The following is a 15,173-nucleotide window of genomic DNA, read 5'->3' as shown; positions in this document are numbered from 1 at the left end:
TCGGCCTATAGTTTGGTACATCTGGACCTGCAGGATCGCTATTCCGAGCAGGTGATCTTCGGAATCGATTAGTGAACGTGAATTCCAGTGCGGAGGCGCATGCGTTGCTCGACGAGTTTACGAGTCGAAAACCCGTAGCGGACTAGCGGCGGCCAGTTGTTTCCCGCACAGAGTGAAGCCGCCGGACCCGAAGGTCCGGCGGCTTAAGGCCGTTGATACGCAACCGGATCCGAGGATGTGGTTGCGCATCAATGTCGCTGCGTAACGTCTCCCGCTCCACGTGGCACCAAAGCCCGGGGCTGCGAAAGCCTTCCGCTCCATCTCAGGCTCCAACACGGATGTCCGTCGCAACAGGTTGGGGTCCGCAATCTACACTTCGCGGCAGCTAACCGACGGTCTTATGCTTTCCAGGCCTGCGGATGATCATCCTTCACGAGCTCCAGAGACGCGGAGGCCGCGTTGGCTTCAACCTGCTCGGGGCTCTTGCAACCGGGGATGACGGTCGTCACGGCTGGATGCTTCAAGCACCAGGCCAGTGCCCAGGTTGCCATGTCGGTGCCCTGAGGCACTTCCTCTCTTGCGATCGTCTCGACCTCGGCCAGTTGGGCATCCATGTCCGTACGGTCGCGGTTTTTCCGCACGTTGTCTTCAAACACAGCACCTGGCTTGTATTTCCCGCTCAGGAAGCCGCTTGCCAGCGGCACGCGGGCAAGTACGCCCAGATCCTGCTCAATGCAGGAGGGGAATACGCGTGTCTCGGGCTTTTTGTCGAGCCGGTTGTAGACGACCTGAATGGCTTTGGCGTTCAGTTCCTTCGCCTTGCTCGTCTGATGCAGATTATCATTACTGCCGATCGAGATGCCGAGGTTCCGGATCTTGCCTTCCTGCACCTGCTTGTCCAGCATTGTCCACAGCTCGTCGTTGTCGAACACGTCGTTATCGCCGGAATGGAACTGATAGAGATCGATGTAGTCCGTTTGTAGCGCTTTCAGGGATTCGTCCAGCTGCCGATGCACAGATGCTGCGGACCAATCGTGCTGCCATTTGTCCTCCCAATGATGACCGAACTTCGTAGCAAGCACCCAGCGGTCTCGTCCACGCCGCGACAGGTAGTCGCCGATGAACGTTTCCGAGCGGTGATGCGGACCATAGCATTCCGCCGTGTCGAGCAGGTTGATGCCCAGCTCGTACGCCTTATCCAGAATCTCATCCACTTCACGCTGCGTGAATGCCTTGCCCCAATCTCCTCCGAACTGCCAAGTTCCTACGCCGACAACAGACACCTTCAATTCCGTAGACCCAAGTCTTCTGTACTTCATCAGGGCACCTCCAGCTTTCGAATGAATGGAATCCGCCTTAAGCGGTTCTTCTTCCATATACTACTCTTCCTGCTTGTTCGTTTCAAGTTGGGGTAATAGGCGATAACTCTGAAACACAATCCTCAAATCCAAGTTAGCTGGACTTTTCGTCGAAACGTACCTGGCAGTCATCTTTTTCTAGGAACCCCCTTGAAATTGACGTTGCGTCATTTTGTATAATCAATCCTTGATGAATGAGATCATTCGAAAAGGAGCGAACTTATGAAACGGGAAGATGTTATTATTTATGCCTGTGTTATTATCGGGGCAGGGGTTGGACTGATGCTGGATCAAGCCTTGCCAGGTGTATTAATCGGGCTGGGCGTGGGGTATCTGATCAAACAGGGAATCTCCAATGACCAATGAACTCCTGGGGATGATCGGAGGATTAGCGCTATTAGACATGCTTAGTCCTGCAACTGTTGCCGTCACCGTCTATCTATTGTTAACGGAACAGGAGCGGTTGCGTTCCCGGCTCCTGCTTTATTTGGTTACAGTTGCGGGCTTCTATTTTTCAGTCGGGGTGGCCTTCATGCTGGGGCTGGATGCGCTGCTGGTGGCCTTCTCCTCCTTCTTCCAACATCAAATCGTCAGTTGGACCATGCTGATCATCGGGGGAGGCTTGTTCATCGCCAGCTTTTACTACCCCAAACGCCGCAAAGCCGAGTGGCCCAAGCCCAAAACCAAGAGCAAGGCCGCCATGGTCGGACTTGGCTTTACGACGGCATTAATTGAAGTTGGAACGGCCTTGCCGTACTTTGCCGCGATTGGCCTGATGACGACCTCGGAGCTGGATGTGGTTCAGTGGCTCCCTTTGATCGCGGGGTATAATCTGATCATGATTCTTCCACCCCTGCTTCTGCTGATCGTGCACATGGTATCCGGGCAAGCGATGCAGAGACCCTTGGCATGGCTTCAGGTCAAGCTGGCCAAGCATGCCGGATCGGCAGCCTCGTGGATCATGTGCATCGTGGGACTGATGATGGTGTTCTTTAGCTTGGATTATCTGTAGTTCGTTGGTTGTAGTGGTTGAAGAGGCAGGGGAGAAGGTTTGGTTTGTCGCGGATAGTCGGTTGGGTTACACTTGTCCTAATGAAGCGAACGATAGGGAGTGATGCAGCATGAAGCAACCGAATATTCTACTCATCTATACCGATCAGCAGCGATGGGATGCGCTGGGGGCCAACGGAAACACTGAAATCCACACACCCAATTTGGACAAGCTCGCCAAGAACGGCGTCAATCTGGATCACTATTTTGTGCAAAATCCACTCTGTATGCCTAGCCGTGTCAGTTTCCTGAGCGGAAGATATCCTTCGGCCCTCGGGATTACTCACATGGGAGTGCCTGTTCCTGAATCCGTAGTGACGCTGCCGCAGGTCGTGCGGAATTATGGGTATGTAACGGGGAACATGGGGAAGCTGCATTTTCTCCCGCATGCCAATAGGGATCATCGTGACGTTCATCCGAGCTACGGATTCCATCACCTGGCCATATCCGATGAGCCGGGATGCTATGAGGATGCGTACCGCGCCTGGGTGCGCGCCAAAGCGCCTGACCAATTGGAGCACCTGAGCCTGGGCATGCCACCCGCAGCTGAGACCTGGCAGCAAGTTATGGGCTTAAGTGATACGATCCAACATCCGGAGCGGGAGCCCAAGCGGGCGGTGGCTTTTCCAGGTCGATCAGATGTGACGCATTCCGCATTCGTTGCGGATCAAACCCAAGCGTTCATTGAGCAGCACCATAAGGAGCCGTGGTTGTGTATCGCGGGCTTTTATTCGCCGCACACGCCGTGGGTAGCTCCGCAAGAATTTTTGGACTTATACGATCCGGACACCTTATCAATCCCCGACTATCCAGGGCACCTCGATGAACAGCGTTCAGCCTCCTATTATTCCGATCAGGAGCTGCGCTCGGTCAAGCATGGCTACTACGCCATGATTAGTGAGGTGGATCATTATGTGGGTGAGCTGGTGGCGCAGTTAGAACGCTTGGACATTTTGGACAATACCATGATTGTCTTTACATCGGACCATGGCGAGTATCTGGGCGATCACCTGCGGTATCAGAAGGGTTATCCAGGCGAAGACTGTATCAGCCGTGTCCCCTGTATTCTCCAGTGGAATGAGGGGATTAAGGGGGCGGGACGGACGTTTGAGGGAATTGTCGAGGCAGTTGATGTGCTGCCAACCCTCTTGGAATGCATAGGCATCCCGATCCCAGGGGCTATGCAAGGCGAGTCCTTTCGTCGATTGCTCCACAACGAACCCTTCGCAGGGAAAGAGATTGCGCTCATGGAGTTCCATGGCTGGAAGAATATCAGGACCAAGGATTTCAGATATTTGTGCGAGTCGGATGGTAGAGAAGCCTTGTACGATTTAAGAAAAGACCCCATGCAATATGACAATGTCGTCAGTAAGCCTGAATATCAGGACGTATTGCAGGACATGCGAAAACGAATGCTGGTCAAGATGCTGAACGTGGAGCAACCGCGGCCGAGGACGTGGGCGTATTGAAACCAATCCATAATAAAATGCTAAAGCTCCGCCTCATGTATCTGCTCTTCATTGTAGTCGTTATGCTGCTTGGGTTGGGGTCGAGAGCTTATGCAGCGCATCTACCATCATTTATTGTCAGCCATTTTGGTGATGCCTTGTGGGCGGCCATGATTTATTATGGATTCAGGTTTATCAACCCGCGCGGGAGCCTGCTTACTGCAATGGCCTGGAGTCTGTTGTTCTGCTTCGCCATCGAGTTCAGCCAGCTGTACCAGGCGGATTGGATCCATGCGATTCGTTCTACCGTGCTTGGTGGACTTGTATTGGGCAAAGGCTTCCTTGTCGTTGATTTGGTGCGATATACGATTGGCATTGCTGTTGCTGCGGTGTTAGATAGACTTGTGCGTTTAACGCGACAGCGAGACTTCCGGAGTTGATTGCATATCAGGGGGGCTTTGCTCCCCTTCGTATAGCTTCATGACGACCTGCTGGATGGGGAGCTCCTTGACCGCAATGTCGGAGAAATGGTGCTTCCTTGCAATGCTCTCAATAAACTCGCTGATTGAGATAAGGGAGGTATCCACCTCTAACGTAATCTGAAGATCCGAAGGACGCTCGATAACCCGAGTATAGGCATTCTCAAAATGGGCACCGCGAGTGGAATCCGTAAAGGTAAAGCGGACAAGCTTCTTATCTCCCAGAAACAGCTGTAGTCTCTGCAGCGAATCGTCGAATACCTTCTCCCCATGGTTGATAACGATCACCCGCTGAGCCAACTCCTCTACATCCTCCAAATCATGTGTCGTCAGAATACAGGTCATGCGCTGCTTGCGATTCATTTCCCGGACAAATTCGCGAATCTTGACCTTGGCGACCACATCGAGTCCAATCGTCGGCTCATCGAGAAAGAGAACGTCGGGCCGATGCAGCATGGCCATCACGAATTCACATTTCATCCGTTCACCCAGGGAGAGAACCCGGGTAGGCTTTTCCATCACGTGTGCAATATCCAGCAGCTCGGCCAACTCCTCCAGACGAGACTTGAAGTCAGCATCCGAAATGCCGTAGATGGCCTTGTTCATATGGAAGCTATCGATGGGCGGAATGTCCCAGATTAACTGGGATTTCTGGCCGAATACGGCACCGATCCGGCTCACATAGCGCTTGCGGTCACGCGAAGGGGAGAAGCCCAGCACTTGAATGTCTCCAGACGTAGGATATAGCGCTCCGCATAGCATTTTGATCGTGGTTGATTTTCCGGCTCCGTTTGGACCTAGTACCCCGCAGATTTCCCCCTGACCAATAGCAAAGCTGATATCCTTCACGGCATGCACGATAACTTCTTCGCGGCGGAAAAAGCTTCTGATCGTTTGACCCATGCCCGCTCCTCGCTTGTATGTACGATAAGTCTTGGTCAAGTGTTGGACGTCAATAACCGGTCTCATCCGCCTACCCCCTCGTATAAACGTATCATATGTCGATAAATCCAGGCTCCTGCAGCCATGAATAAGAAGCAAGGCAGCACCGCTGCAAAATCAGTCGCCTCCACTCGGCCAAGAAGGGCAGAGGCGGGGAGGAATCCGACCATGCCCACGGGGATTACTAGCGTCATGACGGCTTGAATCGATTTTGGAAAAATCGGGAGCGGATACTTGCCAAAGTGCAGGACACTGTCTGCGAGCTCCGATATTCTGGAATTGCCCACCCACTTGAAGGACATCGCAGCCATCATCAGGGTGATGCCGGCCATGACGGCTGTGCCAGCGGCGAACAGCGCGGCGAAAGGAAGCCAGGACAGGAGCGGAATCGCGTCCACATGGGCGACGGAGAATAGAAAGAGCGCAATTCCTCCCACCAACACGCCGATACTGTCAGGCGAAAAGGTAGTGGCAACAATAAAGAACAACGGATTCAGCGGCTTGAGCAGAATAACCTCAAAGCTCCCCTCGCGGATGTGGGACATCGTCGTCCATAACACACCGCCGAAGATCAGATTGGCAAGTCCGCCGGACATCGTAAATACAGACTGGATGAGGAGCACCTCGTACAGCGTCCAGCCAGGAAAGCTGGCTCCCGACCTATAAATCAGAAGCGTAACGAGTGGGAACAAAACATTGCCAACAAGCGTGATAATACTGCTCACAATGAAATCCATGCGATACGCGATAGCGGCCAGGAAAGCCGATCGCATGCATGTCCAGTAGATCTTGAAATACCGTTTCATGGCAGAACGTGTCCCTTCACAAGTCAATTAAGCGCCAACGGCAGTAAACTGCTTCATGGCTCGCCGTCGCACAAGCTCATTCATTCCGAAGGTAATGAGTACGGCGACTGCTTGGAGCCCGACAACCTGTTCCATAGCAAGCTGTATGCCGCCTAATGAATACTGACCGGTAAATACCATTGCGGGCATATAGACAATGTACTGGAAGGGCAAGAAGAATTGAAGAATCTGAAGCCATTGCGGAAAGAAATCAAGCGGAATCAGTGCCCCGGAAAAAATACCGGCAACCAGTATAAATGCGCTACGGATGCCGCTGGATTGGACGAGCCAGAATGAGGTCAAGCCGATGGTATAGTTCACATAGAAATTCATGAGAAATGCCAGCGCAACAGACAGGAACGACCAGAGATAGCTTGCTGGCCGCATATCCACCCCAAAGATAAAGATGAAAATAAGCAAACAGGGGAGAAATTCAAACAGAAAACCCAGGAGCCGATGACCGACCTTCTGAAACAAGGCGAAGGAGCGATGATGGATTGGCCTCAGGTGGAAAGTGAGAAACTTGCCTGTGCGAACGAGCATGGACAAATTCCAGTCGGCAAAGTCCATGATGAGATAACCGATCAGCGCAGTGGCTCCGAAGTAGCGAATCATCTGGGATAACTCGATGCCCTGTAAAGAGCTCTGATCGCCATAGACGGCTGTCCAGATGAAATACTGTACCACAAAATAGACGGGACCTACGATAATCGATACCATGGAATGAGTACGATAGGCGCCCCATTCCTTGTAGGTCACATCCGCCACCGTCTTGAACACCCGCCATTGATGCTTGAAGCCAGACATTAATTGAGCCCTGACCAGATAATATTCGTTACATTGTATAAGGCATCGCCATGCCACTCATCATCCGTAAAAGGGACAAACCAGACAGCCGCGAGCTGTTCGGTGGGATCAATCACCATCGAGCAGGCGCCAGCGCCCTCATGAAGGTACGTCGATGGGGAATAGAGGTACCCTGGACCTGTCCGCATATCCAGTCCAATACCGTAGCTCCTGTCAGGGTTCGTGCTGCCCCAGCAATAATCAGGGATGCCATGTAGCGTTCGGGTGGTTATTTTTTCCACGGTTTTGCGTCCAAGCATCCTGCAGTCGCCCAATTTACCCATGCCCAGCAGCATATTCGCGAAGCGGATCAGGTCAGATGGAGTGGAGTGCAGCCCCCCTCCGGTTGGAGGAACGGTATCCCATAGCTTCTCAAAGGAGGATGGCTCAGGCAGGCGCCCTTCAATCAGATTATTCAGTTGCTCCTCGCGTCTTTCATTGCGGATGATGGAGCGCTTGGCTTGTTGAGGTGTCAGCTCGAACCGCGTATCCTGCATACCCAGAGGCTCAGTGATTTGTTCTTCAATATATTGGGCTGCGGTATAGCCAGTCACCTTATGAATAATTTCCCCTAGCAAACAAAAGCCATAAGAGCAATATTGCCACTCCTCGCCAACCTGTTTGTTCATCCCAAGGCCAAGGGAGGCAGTAATCCAGTCCGGTTCACCGTTCGCAGCATCATAGCCTTGAAAATAATCGGAGATGAGGTTCCAATACGACTTATGATAGGGCACCATACTAGCGCAGTCCGGATACAGGCCCGAGGTATGTGTGAGCAGACTGTACACATCAATTGTGTTGAACGGAGCGACATTGAAGGGTGGCAGGAAGCTGCCTACCGGATCATCGAATCGGAGTCGTCCGTCTTCAACCAGCTTGGCGATAGCCACGGTGACGACAGCTTTGGTAATCGAGGCCACGCGATGGATCGTTGTCGGCAGTAGAGGTTCCCCGTTTTTGCGGAAGGAGCGGGGGCCTATGGCGCCGTGCATAAAGGTTTTTCCATACCTGGATACACAGTAGGATGCGGACTGAATTTTATTCTCGTCCATCAACTTCTGGAAGTGAGCATGAAGCACTTCAATTCTCGAAGCTTCATAGCCAACTTCCTCTGGGGCACAATCAACTTGACCTGGAGTATAGGGGTGGATCACAAATAAAACCTCCTTCAAATATAATCTGCCAAAGGGAGGTACACACAATCCGTCTTCTATGTAACCGCTATCTCAAATTGGCACGATCTTATGATTTAATTTCCACACATTGGATTTTTCAATAAAAAATGTGTATCTCTCGAAAAAGTATAAAGCCCTGCCCGGGAAGCCCTCCATAGAAAAATTAAATCAGATTTATAAAAAAACAACATAACTGTTGGGTAGGGTCAACAAAGAGTCAAAATGTCGTGTTAAGGATTCTTAAAGGTTGAGTCGCTATACTCAGCACAGTGAGCTTGAGATCGAGCCGCTAAGCTGAAGGAAAGGCGAGGATACCATGATTAAGAAAACACATAGGGTTATATGCTTGTTGTTGGTTCTAACGGTAGGGTGGATGCTTGCGGGGTGTTCCAATTCCCTGGAAACGTCTGATTCTGCATCGACTGAGGTGGTTTCAGATAGCGAAATCCGGAATGTATCGCTGGGTTATGCGGAGGAGATCGACAAAACGCAGATCATGACCTTCGCAATCTCTGTGGATGAAACCGAATGGCAGACGATGCTGGACAATGCGGCGGACAAAGAATATATTCCAGCAGACATTACCATCAACGGTACAACCATTGAAAATGTCGGTATTCGTCCAAAGGGCAATTCCAGTCTCTCGGCGGTTGTGCGGGATGATACAACTGACCGCTACAGCTTCAAAATTAAATTCGACGAGTATGTGGAGGACCAGACTTGGCTCGGGCTCGACAAAATCGTACTGAACAGTAATTTCTCCGATGCGACGAGTCTGAAAGAATACCTCTCTTATGACATCATGTCTTATATCGGCGTCGATGCACCCTTATTCGCTTTTGCAGATATCTCGCTTAACGGCGAGACCTGGGGCTTCTATCTGGCTGTAGAGGAAATGGACAGTGGTTACCGCGACCGGGTCTTTAATGGCGAGGGCGAAATGTATAAGCCTGAATCGGAGATGGGCGCAGGGGGCTTTGGCGGAGGACAGATGCCGGAGGGCATGAATGGTGAGCGACCAATGCCCGAAGGTATGAATGGCGAGCGCCAAGCACCAATGGGAGCAGCCGGCGAGCAAGGGATGCCTGACGGAGCAGATGGGGCCCCAGCTATGCCAGAGGGAGAGGAGGGCAATTGGCCTGATTTTGATGGCGTACCACCCATGTTTGGCCAGGACGGCGAAGATCGAGGTGGCATGGGCGGCATGCGAGGGATGTCGGCCAATGGCGTCTCCCTTCAGTATACCGATGATGAGATTGATAGTTACTCCGCCATCTTTGACAATGCAGAGACCAAGACAAATGAAGAAGATCATCAGCGCGTCATTGAAGCGTTAAAGAACCTCTCTGAAGGCAACGATTTGGAAACCTATGTGGATGTGGACGCTGTGCTCCGGTATTTTGCCGCTCACACGGTGGTGGTTAACCTCGACAGCTATGTTTCTAATATGGGCCACAACTACTATCTGTACGAGAACGATGGCCAGATTAGCATTCTTCCTTGGGATTACAACCTAGCCTTCGGTGGTTTCCAAGCGGGCAGCGCATCAAGTGTGGTCAATTTCCCAATCGATACGCCGGTATCAGGCATAGATATGGAGGAGCGTCCATTGCTGGCCAAGCTGCTTGAAGTGCCTGAATATCTGGACACCTATCATCAGTACCTGCAAGAAATCGTCGATGGTTATTTCGCAGATGGCAAGTTCGAGCAGACGATTGATCAAATGAGCGCGTTGATGGATGAATATGTGAAGAACGATCCTACGGCGTTTTATACCTACGAGGAGTTTACGGCGGGAGTTGCCGAACTCAAGAAATTGGGCGTACTCCGCGCAGAGAGTATTCAGGGGCAGCTGGATGGGACGATCCCGTCGACAACGGAAGCACAGCAGCAGGATGACAGTGCGCTGATTGATGCGTCGTCTGTCAATTTGCAAGCTCTTGGCTCCCAGGGCGGAGGAGGCGGCGGAAGAGGAGGACAAGGTGGTCCGCCTGGTTTCCGCAATGAGCAGCAGAGCGGAGAAGGAGCGGCGTAATGGAGGCTTCGACTAGTTTAGTCCGGCGGCTCAAACCGATTCTCGCGTTTCCGAATGTTGTGAATGCCCATAATGACGGCAACCAGCTCATAATCATCGAGCAGCGGAGACTCGTTCAGTAGACGAAACGCGCCGGGACGCAGCCAGTTGTTCGTTTGCTCGAAGGAGGCCACACGACTCCCGTTCTGATCAACAATCGTGTAGGAGCGGGAGAACGCAGGCGCCTCGATGGTATAGACACCGCGGCTGTCGGCATCATACTGGAACTTCTTGCTGAAGAACGAAGCGCGGATTTTCATCCAACCCAGCAGGGTGCCAGTCGCATCACTAATCTCCCAGCGGTTGGACCTAAAGCGGTAGTTGGCGGAGCAGCGCAGCTGCGCGTCCGGTCCATAGACAGACAGGTCCGAGGTCATCTTTAAGATTCTGGCGCGCTCCAGATCTATGGTTCCGGCCTTCACGCCGTTGGCGTCTTTTATCTCGGACCGGCCTCTGCTGAATAGGCGATCATTAAAATACAGCTCCACTCTGACGACCTCCTTTTCACTCGTGTAAAGCTCTTATACGAGGGGAAGGAGGTTTCGTTTCACACGATTATCGCCCAACATTGATGATCTTGCGGGTCCACGCCGGCTCACTAGCTGCTGCCCGCACCAGGCTGTCTGCACAATCGGCAAAAGGTAGGGCCTGGAGGGGAGCAATGCGAGCAGCAGGGCCTGCTGTATAGTTCAAAGTACCATCTGCAAATTGCAGTACGGATGCCCTCACAATGACCCACTCCAACCCGCTGCTCATCACGGCATGCTCGGCCATGGCTTTGTCCTTGATCGCTCGCCAAAAGATGCGTCGCATCGTACCTACAGCCAGCCGATTGCCCAGCGTTAGTTCTTTGCCGTCGGTCAGGTTAATACCACTCTGCATAATCAGCCGCTTCACGCCAGCGCGCCCACAAGCCGCCACAACATTTGGCATGCCCTCCGACATGATGGTTCCCGGAGAGAAATTGGCTGCCATGACTTTCATTCCCGCACGGAGATTTACGAGAAGGTTACCCTTCTTGGCTGGGTCTTCTGAGATGTTGCTGGGTGGACCAATGCAACTGATGACCACATCGGCACCGGAAATGGCAAGAACCATACTCGCGGCATCGTATACATCTCCTTTTCGAATTGTAAGCTGGTTAGCGGATGCGACGGCTTCGGGCCGCCGGGCGACAGCTACCACCTCATGCCCCAACTCGAGGGCGCGTTCTACAACTTTTTTCCCTGTTCCACCGGTTGCTCCTATAACTGCAATTTTCATAGATAGGCCCCTTTGTTCGTTCGTAGTAAATGCACACTAGTGTAATAAGAAACGACTATGTATAATTGTAAACAGAAATTAAAATTTCACCATGATTAAAAAAGCAGGTTCTGTGTATTAATTCGCACCTTTGCCTGTATTGTGCAATTTCTATAGGAAAGCTGGTGAACTAGGGGTGGCGAAGACCGATCGAAGAATACGCAAATCTCAAGAAGCGATAAAAAGGGCCTTTATTGAGTTGATGCTCGAGAAGCAGTTTGATCAGATTACCATTCAAAATATTTCGGACCGCGCCGATGTGAGCCGGAGAACGATCTATCTTCATTATTTGGACAAATATGATCTGCTGGATAAGCTCATCAAAGAACATATTGACGAGATGCGAGAGGTCTGTGAGAAGGCAGAGGATGACGCCGATTATATTAGCATGGGAGAGGTATGGTTCGCCTATTTTGAACACCACTATCTCTTCTTCTCTGCCATGTTGGGGAGTAAGGGCAGTCCGTTTTTTCGCGCCCATTTCCTGGCGTTTTTCCTTGATGAGTTAAAGCGTAGCGAGAGTGAAATCACGACAGCGCAGGAGGTGGATCACCAATTCCTGGGTGCGGCGATCGTTGGTGTCGTGGAGTGGTGGTTCAAGCACGAACGCCCACTCTCTCCGACCGTCATGGCCCAGCGGCTGGGAGCCCTGCTGGAACGAAATCTGGAGGAGGCTAATCCATGATTATATTCAAAGGTAACAGCCCGGGATTCCCCAGCTGGGAGGAACGGTTCAGCGGCGAGGAATCCGCTCCCGATCCCGCTCACCACCCGGCCCCGATCCTGCTCACCACCCGCCCCCGCTCCGTCTAACGGCCATATATCCCCTTATTTGCCCTGAAAAGGGGGCTGAACATTTCTAACGGCCATATATGCGCCTATTGTGCCCAAACAGACTGCCGAACCCTCAAAAACCTACAAATAACGGCACTGGTGGCCGTTAGAAATTAAAGTAGCTCGATTTGGTTGTAATAGCGGCACTGGTGGCCGTTAGCGCAGCAAGCGGCACAATTGGACGAAGCAGCAGACATAAAACTGGGACGAAAACCTTGTGTTTTCACGCCAGCTTGTTTGAATGCTATCCTTCGGTCTGTCGCCAGACCGAGTGGCTACTTCCAACGCCAAAAAGCCCGTCATATCAAGGATATTCGTACCCTGTGACAGTGGTTAGCAGAAATTGAAGGTTTAACCCAAGGGTAAAATGCTATATTGTTGAATGCATGAATGTCTAGGAAGTTCGGGTTTTTGAAAGCGATTTCTACATAATAGAGAGTATGGGTAAGGGGGAGCAATGACAATGAAGGAATGGATGAAGAGACATCCAGCAGGGTTGATTTTTGGCAAACGATTCATGAAATATGGCCTGATTTTGGTCATTTTGCTTCTCATGATTGTTCCGCTGTATTACAAATCCTACGGGCTGGCCAAGCAGTTAACACTGGACAATAGTGAATCCAAGCTGTTGGATGGCGTTGAGCTGTTGGAGCAGCAGGTGCTGCAGGCCCAGACGATTACGAATATGCTGCGTCAGGAGGAGGCGTTCAAGCGTCTTTTTTTTCTGAAAGGAGACCCTTCGAGTGAGTACTATCCGGATATCCACGTGGTGCAGACCAAGCTGAAAAATCTGGCCTTGACCCAGGACATGTACTCCAACGCGTATCTGCGTTTTAAGGACAATCCGGTATTCATCTCCAACCATATTTCTGCGGACGATTATGAGGATGTGTATGGACGCTTCTACCAATACAGCAACCTGTCAGCGGAGGAGTGGCAGCAGCGGCTGTTCGGCGAGAACTATATCGTGAAGCTGTATCCGGCGGAGCAGGTGTATTCCTCCTATTATAGCCGCGAACCGTTCGACGGCATGACCGCTATCGTCAACAATTCCTACTTCAATGCCTTTGAGCCGCAAAGCGTGCTGGCCATTGATTTGGATCGCAGAGATCTGCTCGACAAGCTGATCTATGCGGACCAATGGACGGATCATTTCGTATATATCGCGGACAGCGAGGGGCGTATGCTGCTATCTCACAACTATGATGCTGCTCATCCGCTGGAACAGGTGGGGCCTACCGGCGGCTTGGTTGATGGCATTGAAGTGTCTGGCGTGTCGTATCTCGCGCTGTCACAGCCGAGTGAGCTGCTGGGGGTAACGGCGGTGGTCGGTATACCGGCCGCTTCCTTCGAGCATAACGTCAATTCGCTGCTGCAACTGGTGTTGCTCTATATTGTCTCGGGGGTTGGGTTGATCGTGCTGCTGGCGTTTCTGTTCTCCATAAGAGAGGCGCTCTCAATTAAGAAGCTGGTAGATACGGCATCCCGCTCGACCAAGACCGGGTTTACCCTCAATAATGAATTCAAATATCTGAACAACGCCTTTACTGAAATCCATACGATTAATGAAGAGCAGCACGGACAAATTGAGGCCTTGAACGATTCCATCAAGTATTCCATTGCCAAGCATCTGCTGATCCTCGGTGTGTTTACGGAGCGGGAAAAAGAAGAGGCAACCGCGTATTTCGGCCCTGCATTCGATCGGTTCGTGGTGGCGAAGGCGGTCTATCGGGCAGAGGATGAGAGCCCAGCCATGTCCAGAGCCGCTCAACAAAATATGGGCCTGCGGCTGGAGGCGGGATGCGGCTCCATGCTGAGTCAGCGACCGCTAGCCCTGAACTTTCATGCTGATGAAACGGTATTTGTCCTGTTCCTTGACCCGGGTGAAGAACGGGCAGGGCGGCAGGAGCTCAAAGCCCGCTTGTCCGAGCTGATCCGCTCGCTATCTGCGGACGCGCCGCTTCCTGTTACGATTAACATCGGGCTCAGTGAGACGATGTCGGGTCCGGGAGCAGCGAAGGCAGCCTATCAGCAGGCCAAATACGCACTCGGCATTAACGAAAATGAAGTGGCAAGCGGGGTCTACCTATTTGAGCCAATGGCTGGGGCTGATCCGGGTCCCGCGTTCGATAATGCCGTCTTGTTAAAGCTATATGATGCGCTGATTGCAGGTGAAACGAGCCTGGTGAGTCAGCTTATGGATGGGTGTCTGGGCCGGCTGGTCAGTTATTCGCTGCCCGAGCAGGACCAGTTGCAGCTGTTTTTCTCCGTCCGCCAGACCGTTTCCAGTGCCTATAACGTAATCGGTGGCGGGACAGTCGGCGAAGATCAGCGGCTGCTGGAGCTCCCAGTCTATGATCAATCGCAGGATATCGTCCGGCTCGCGGATCAGCTGCGGCGGACAGCACTGGAATTATGTGAGGTCGTTATTGGCAGCAAGAAGAGCAATAACGACAAGCTGAAGGCCAACCTACTGAATTATATCGGGGAGCACGCGAATGATCCTGGCTTGTCGGCTGGAACGATTGCCAGCGATTTGCTCATCTCCGAGAAATATGTGTTCTCCTTCGTCAAGGAGCAAACGGGCAAAACCCTCGGCAAGTACATTGAGGACATCCGGTTGACGAATGCGGAGAAGTTCCTGCTGGATACCGAGCAGGCCAACAGTTGGATTTGGCGGCAGTGCGGGTTCGGCAGCGAGAATACATTCTACCGCGCTTTCTCCAAAAAACACGGCGTCACACCTACCGTATGGCGGGCAAATCACCGCGATCATACGGAATGACAGCGCCATCCAAAAATGATAGTGCCCCGATTCTT

General features: G+C 52.0%; 15 protein-coding genes. 8 read left to right on the top strand and 7 right to left on the bottom strand.

What is annotated here, in order from left to right; translation table 11 throughout:
- Nucleotides 1-398: 398 nt before the first annotated feature.
- Nucleotides 399-1,319: an aldo/keto reductase gene (locus F556_RS0120850; RefSeq protein ID WP_026297418.1), complete on the bottom strand. Its 921-nt coding sequence runs from the start codon at nt 1,317-1,319 to the stop codon at nt 399-401.
- Between the two features lie 261 nt (nt 1,320-1,580).
- On the opposite strand from F556_RS0120850, the gene F556_RS38385 reads away from it, so the two are divergent.
- The 4 genes from F556_RS38385 to F556_RS0120830 all read left to right on the top strand — a co-directional run bounded on the left by F556_RS38385 (nt 1,581) and on the right by F556_RS0120830 (nt 4,296).
- On the top strand, nt 1,581-1,724 hold the full coding sequence (locus F556_RS38385; protein ID WP_020618937.1) for a hypothetical protein: 144 nt from the start codon (nt 1,581-1,583) through the stop codon (nt 1,722-1,724).
- The gene (locus tag F556_RS0120840) at nt 1,714-2,370 is read left to right on the top strand and encodes a GAP family protein (protein WP_020618936.1); all 657 of its coding nucleotides are present in this window, start codon (nt 1,714-1,716) and stop codon (nt 2,368-2,370) included. Before F556_RS38385 ends, F556_RS0120840 begins: the two co-directional genes overlap by 11 nt.
- 109 nt (nt 2,371-2,479) lie before the next feature.
- Complete coding sequence (locus tag F556_RS0120835; protein WP_020618935.1) at nt 2,480-3,877, top strand: sulfatase family protein; 1,398 nt, start codon at nt 2,480-2,482, stop codon at nt 3,875-3,877.
- Nucleotides 3,878-3,894: 17 nt separating this feature from the next.
- On the top strand, nt 3,895-4,296 hold the full coding sequence (locus tag F556_RS0120830) for a ribosomal maturation YjgA family protein (protein WP_051108771.1): 402 nt from the start codon (nt 3,895-3,897) through the stop codon (nt 4,294-4,296).
- Here F556_RS0120830 and F556_RS0120825 read toward each other — a convergent pair.
- The 4 genes from F556_RS0120825 to F556_RS0120810 are packed head-to-tail and all read right to left on the bottom strand — an operon-like array spanning nt 4,267 to nt 8,122.
- On the bottom strand, nt 4,267-5,304 hold the full coding sequence (locus F556_RS0120825) for an ABC transporter ATP-binding protein (protein ID WP_020618933.1): 1,038 nt from the start codon (nt 5,302-5,304) through the stop codon (nt 4,267-4,269). The two genes, F556_RS0120830 and F556_RS0120825, sit on opposite strands and share 30 nt — an antisense overlap.
- A complete protein-coding gene (locus F556_RS0120820) occupies nt 5,301-6,083 on the bottom strand; it encodes an ABC transporter permease (protein WP_020618932.1) in 783 nt (260 codons plus the stop codon). The genes F556_RS0120825 and F556_RS0120820 overlap by 4 nt, the downstream gene beginning before the upstream one ends.
- A 27-nt stretch (nt 6,084-6,110) precedes the next feature.
- On the bottom strand, nt 6,111-6,929 hold the full coding sequence (locus F556_RS0120815) for an ABC transporter permease (RefSeq protein ID WP_020618931.1): 819 nt from the start codon (nt 6,927-6,929) through the stop codon (nt 6,111-6,113).
- Entirely contained in the window at nt 6,929-8,122 is a 1,194-nt protein-coding gene (locus tag F556_RS0120810; RefSeq protein ID WP_020618930.1) for a serine hydrolase domain-containing protein, read from the bottom strand. The genes F556_RS0120815 and F556_RS0120810 overlap by 1 nt, the downstream gene beginning before the upstream one ends.
- Before the next feature lie 448 nt (nt 8,123-8,570).
- Here F556_RS0120810 and F556_RS0120805 point away from each other — a divergent pair, with 448 nt between their 5' ends.
- Nucleotides 8,571-10,178: a CotH kinase family protein gene (locus tag F556_RS0120805; protein ID WP_245583108.1), complete on the top strand. Its 1,608-nt coding sequence runs from the start codon at nt 8,571-8,573 to the stop codon at nt 10,176-10,178.
- Nucleotides 10,179-10,195: 17 nt separating this feature from the next.
- Here the strand turns inward: F556_RS0120805 and F556_RS0120800 are convergent, their stop codons facing one another.
- Nucleotides 10,196-10,705, bottom strand: coding sequence for a hypothetical protein (locus F556_RS0120800; RefSeq protein WP_020618928.1), 510 nt, complete (start codon nt 10,703-10,705; stop codon nt 10,196-10,198).
- 67 nt (nt 10,706-10,772) lie between these two features.
- Nucleotides 10,773-11,480 carry an NAD(P)-dependent oxidoreductase gene (locus F556_RS0120795; RefSeq protein WP_020618927.1) on the bottom strand — a complete coding sequence of 236 codons (708 nt, stop codon included), beginning with the start codon at nt 11,478-11,480 and terminating at the stop codon, nt 10,773-10,775.
- Nucleotides 11,481-11,655: 175 nt separating this feature from the next.
- Between F556_RS0120795 and F556_RS0120790 the strand changes: the two genes are divergently transcribed.
- From F556_RS0120790 to F556_RS0120780, 3 genes are all read left to right on the top strand, one after another.
- Nucleotides 11,656-12,204, top strand: coding sequence for a TetR/AcrR family transcriptional regulator (locus tag F556_RS0120790; RefSeq protein ID WP_020618926.1), 549 nt, complete (start codon nt 11,656-11,658; stop codon nt 12,202-12,204).
- Nucleotides 12,201-12,332, top strand: coding sequence for a hypothetical protein (locus F556_RS39085; RefSeq protein WP_020618925.1), 132 nt, complete (start codon nt 12,201-12,203; stop codon nt 12,330-12,332). The genes F556_RS0120790 and F556_RS39085 overlap by 4 nt, the downstream gene beginning before the upstream one ends.
- A 484-nt stretch (nt 12,333-12,816) precedes the next feature.
- Entirely contained in the window at nt 12,817-15,138 is a 2,322-nt protein-coding gene (locus F556_RS0120780; RefSeq protein WP_020618924.1) for a helix-turn-helix domain-containing protein, read from the top strand.
- Nucleotides 15,139-15,173 lie beyond the last annotated feature (35 nt).

The sequence above is a fragment of the Paenibacillus daejeonensis DSM 15491 genome (assembly GCF_000378385.1).
Classification (GTDB): domain Bacteria; phylum Bacillota; class Bacilli; order Paenibacillales; family Paenibacillaceae; genus Paenibacillus_D; species Paenibacillus_D daejeonensis.
This window is presented reverse-complemented; position numbering and strand designations above follow the sequence as displayed.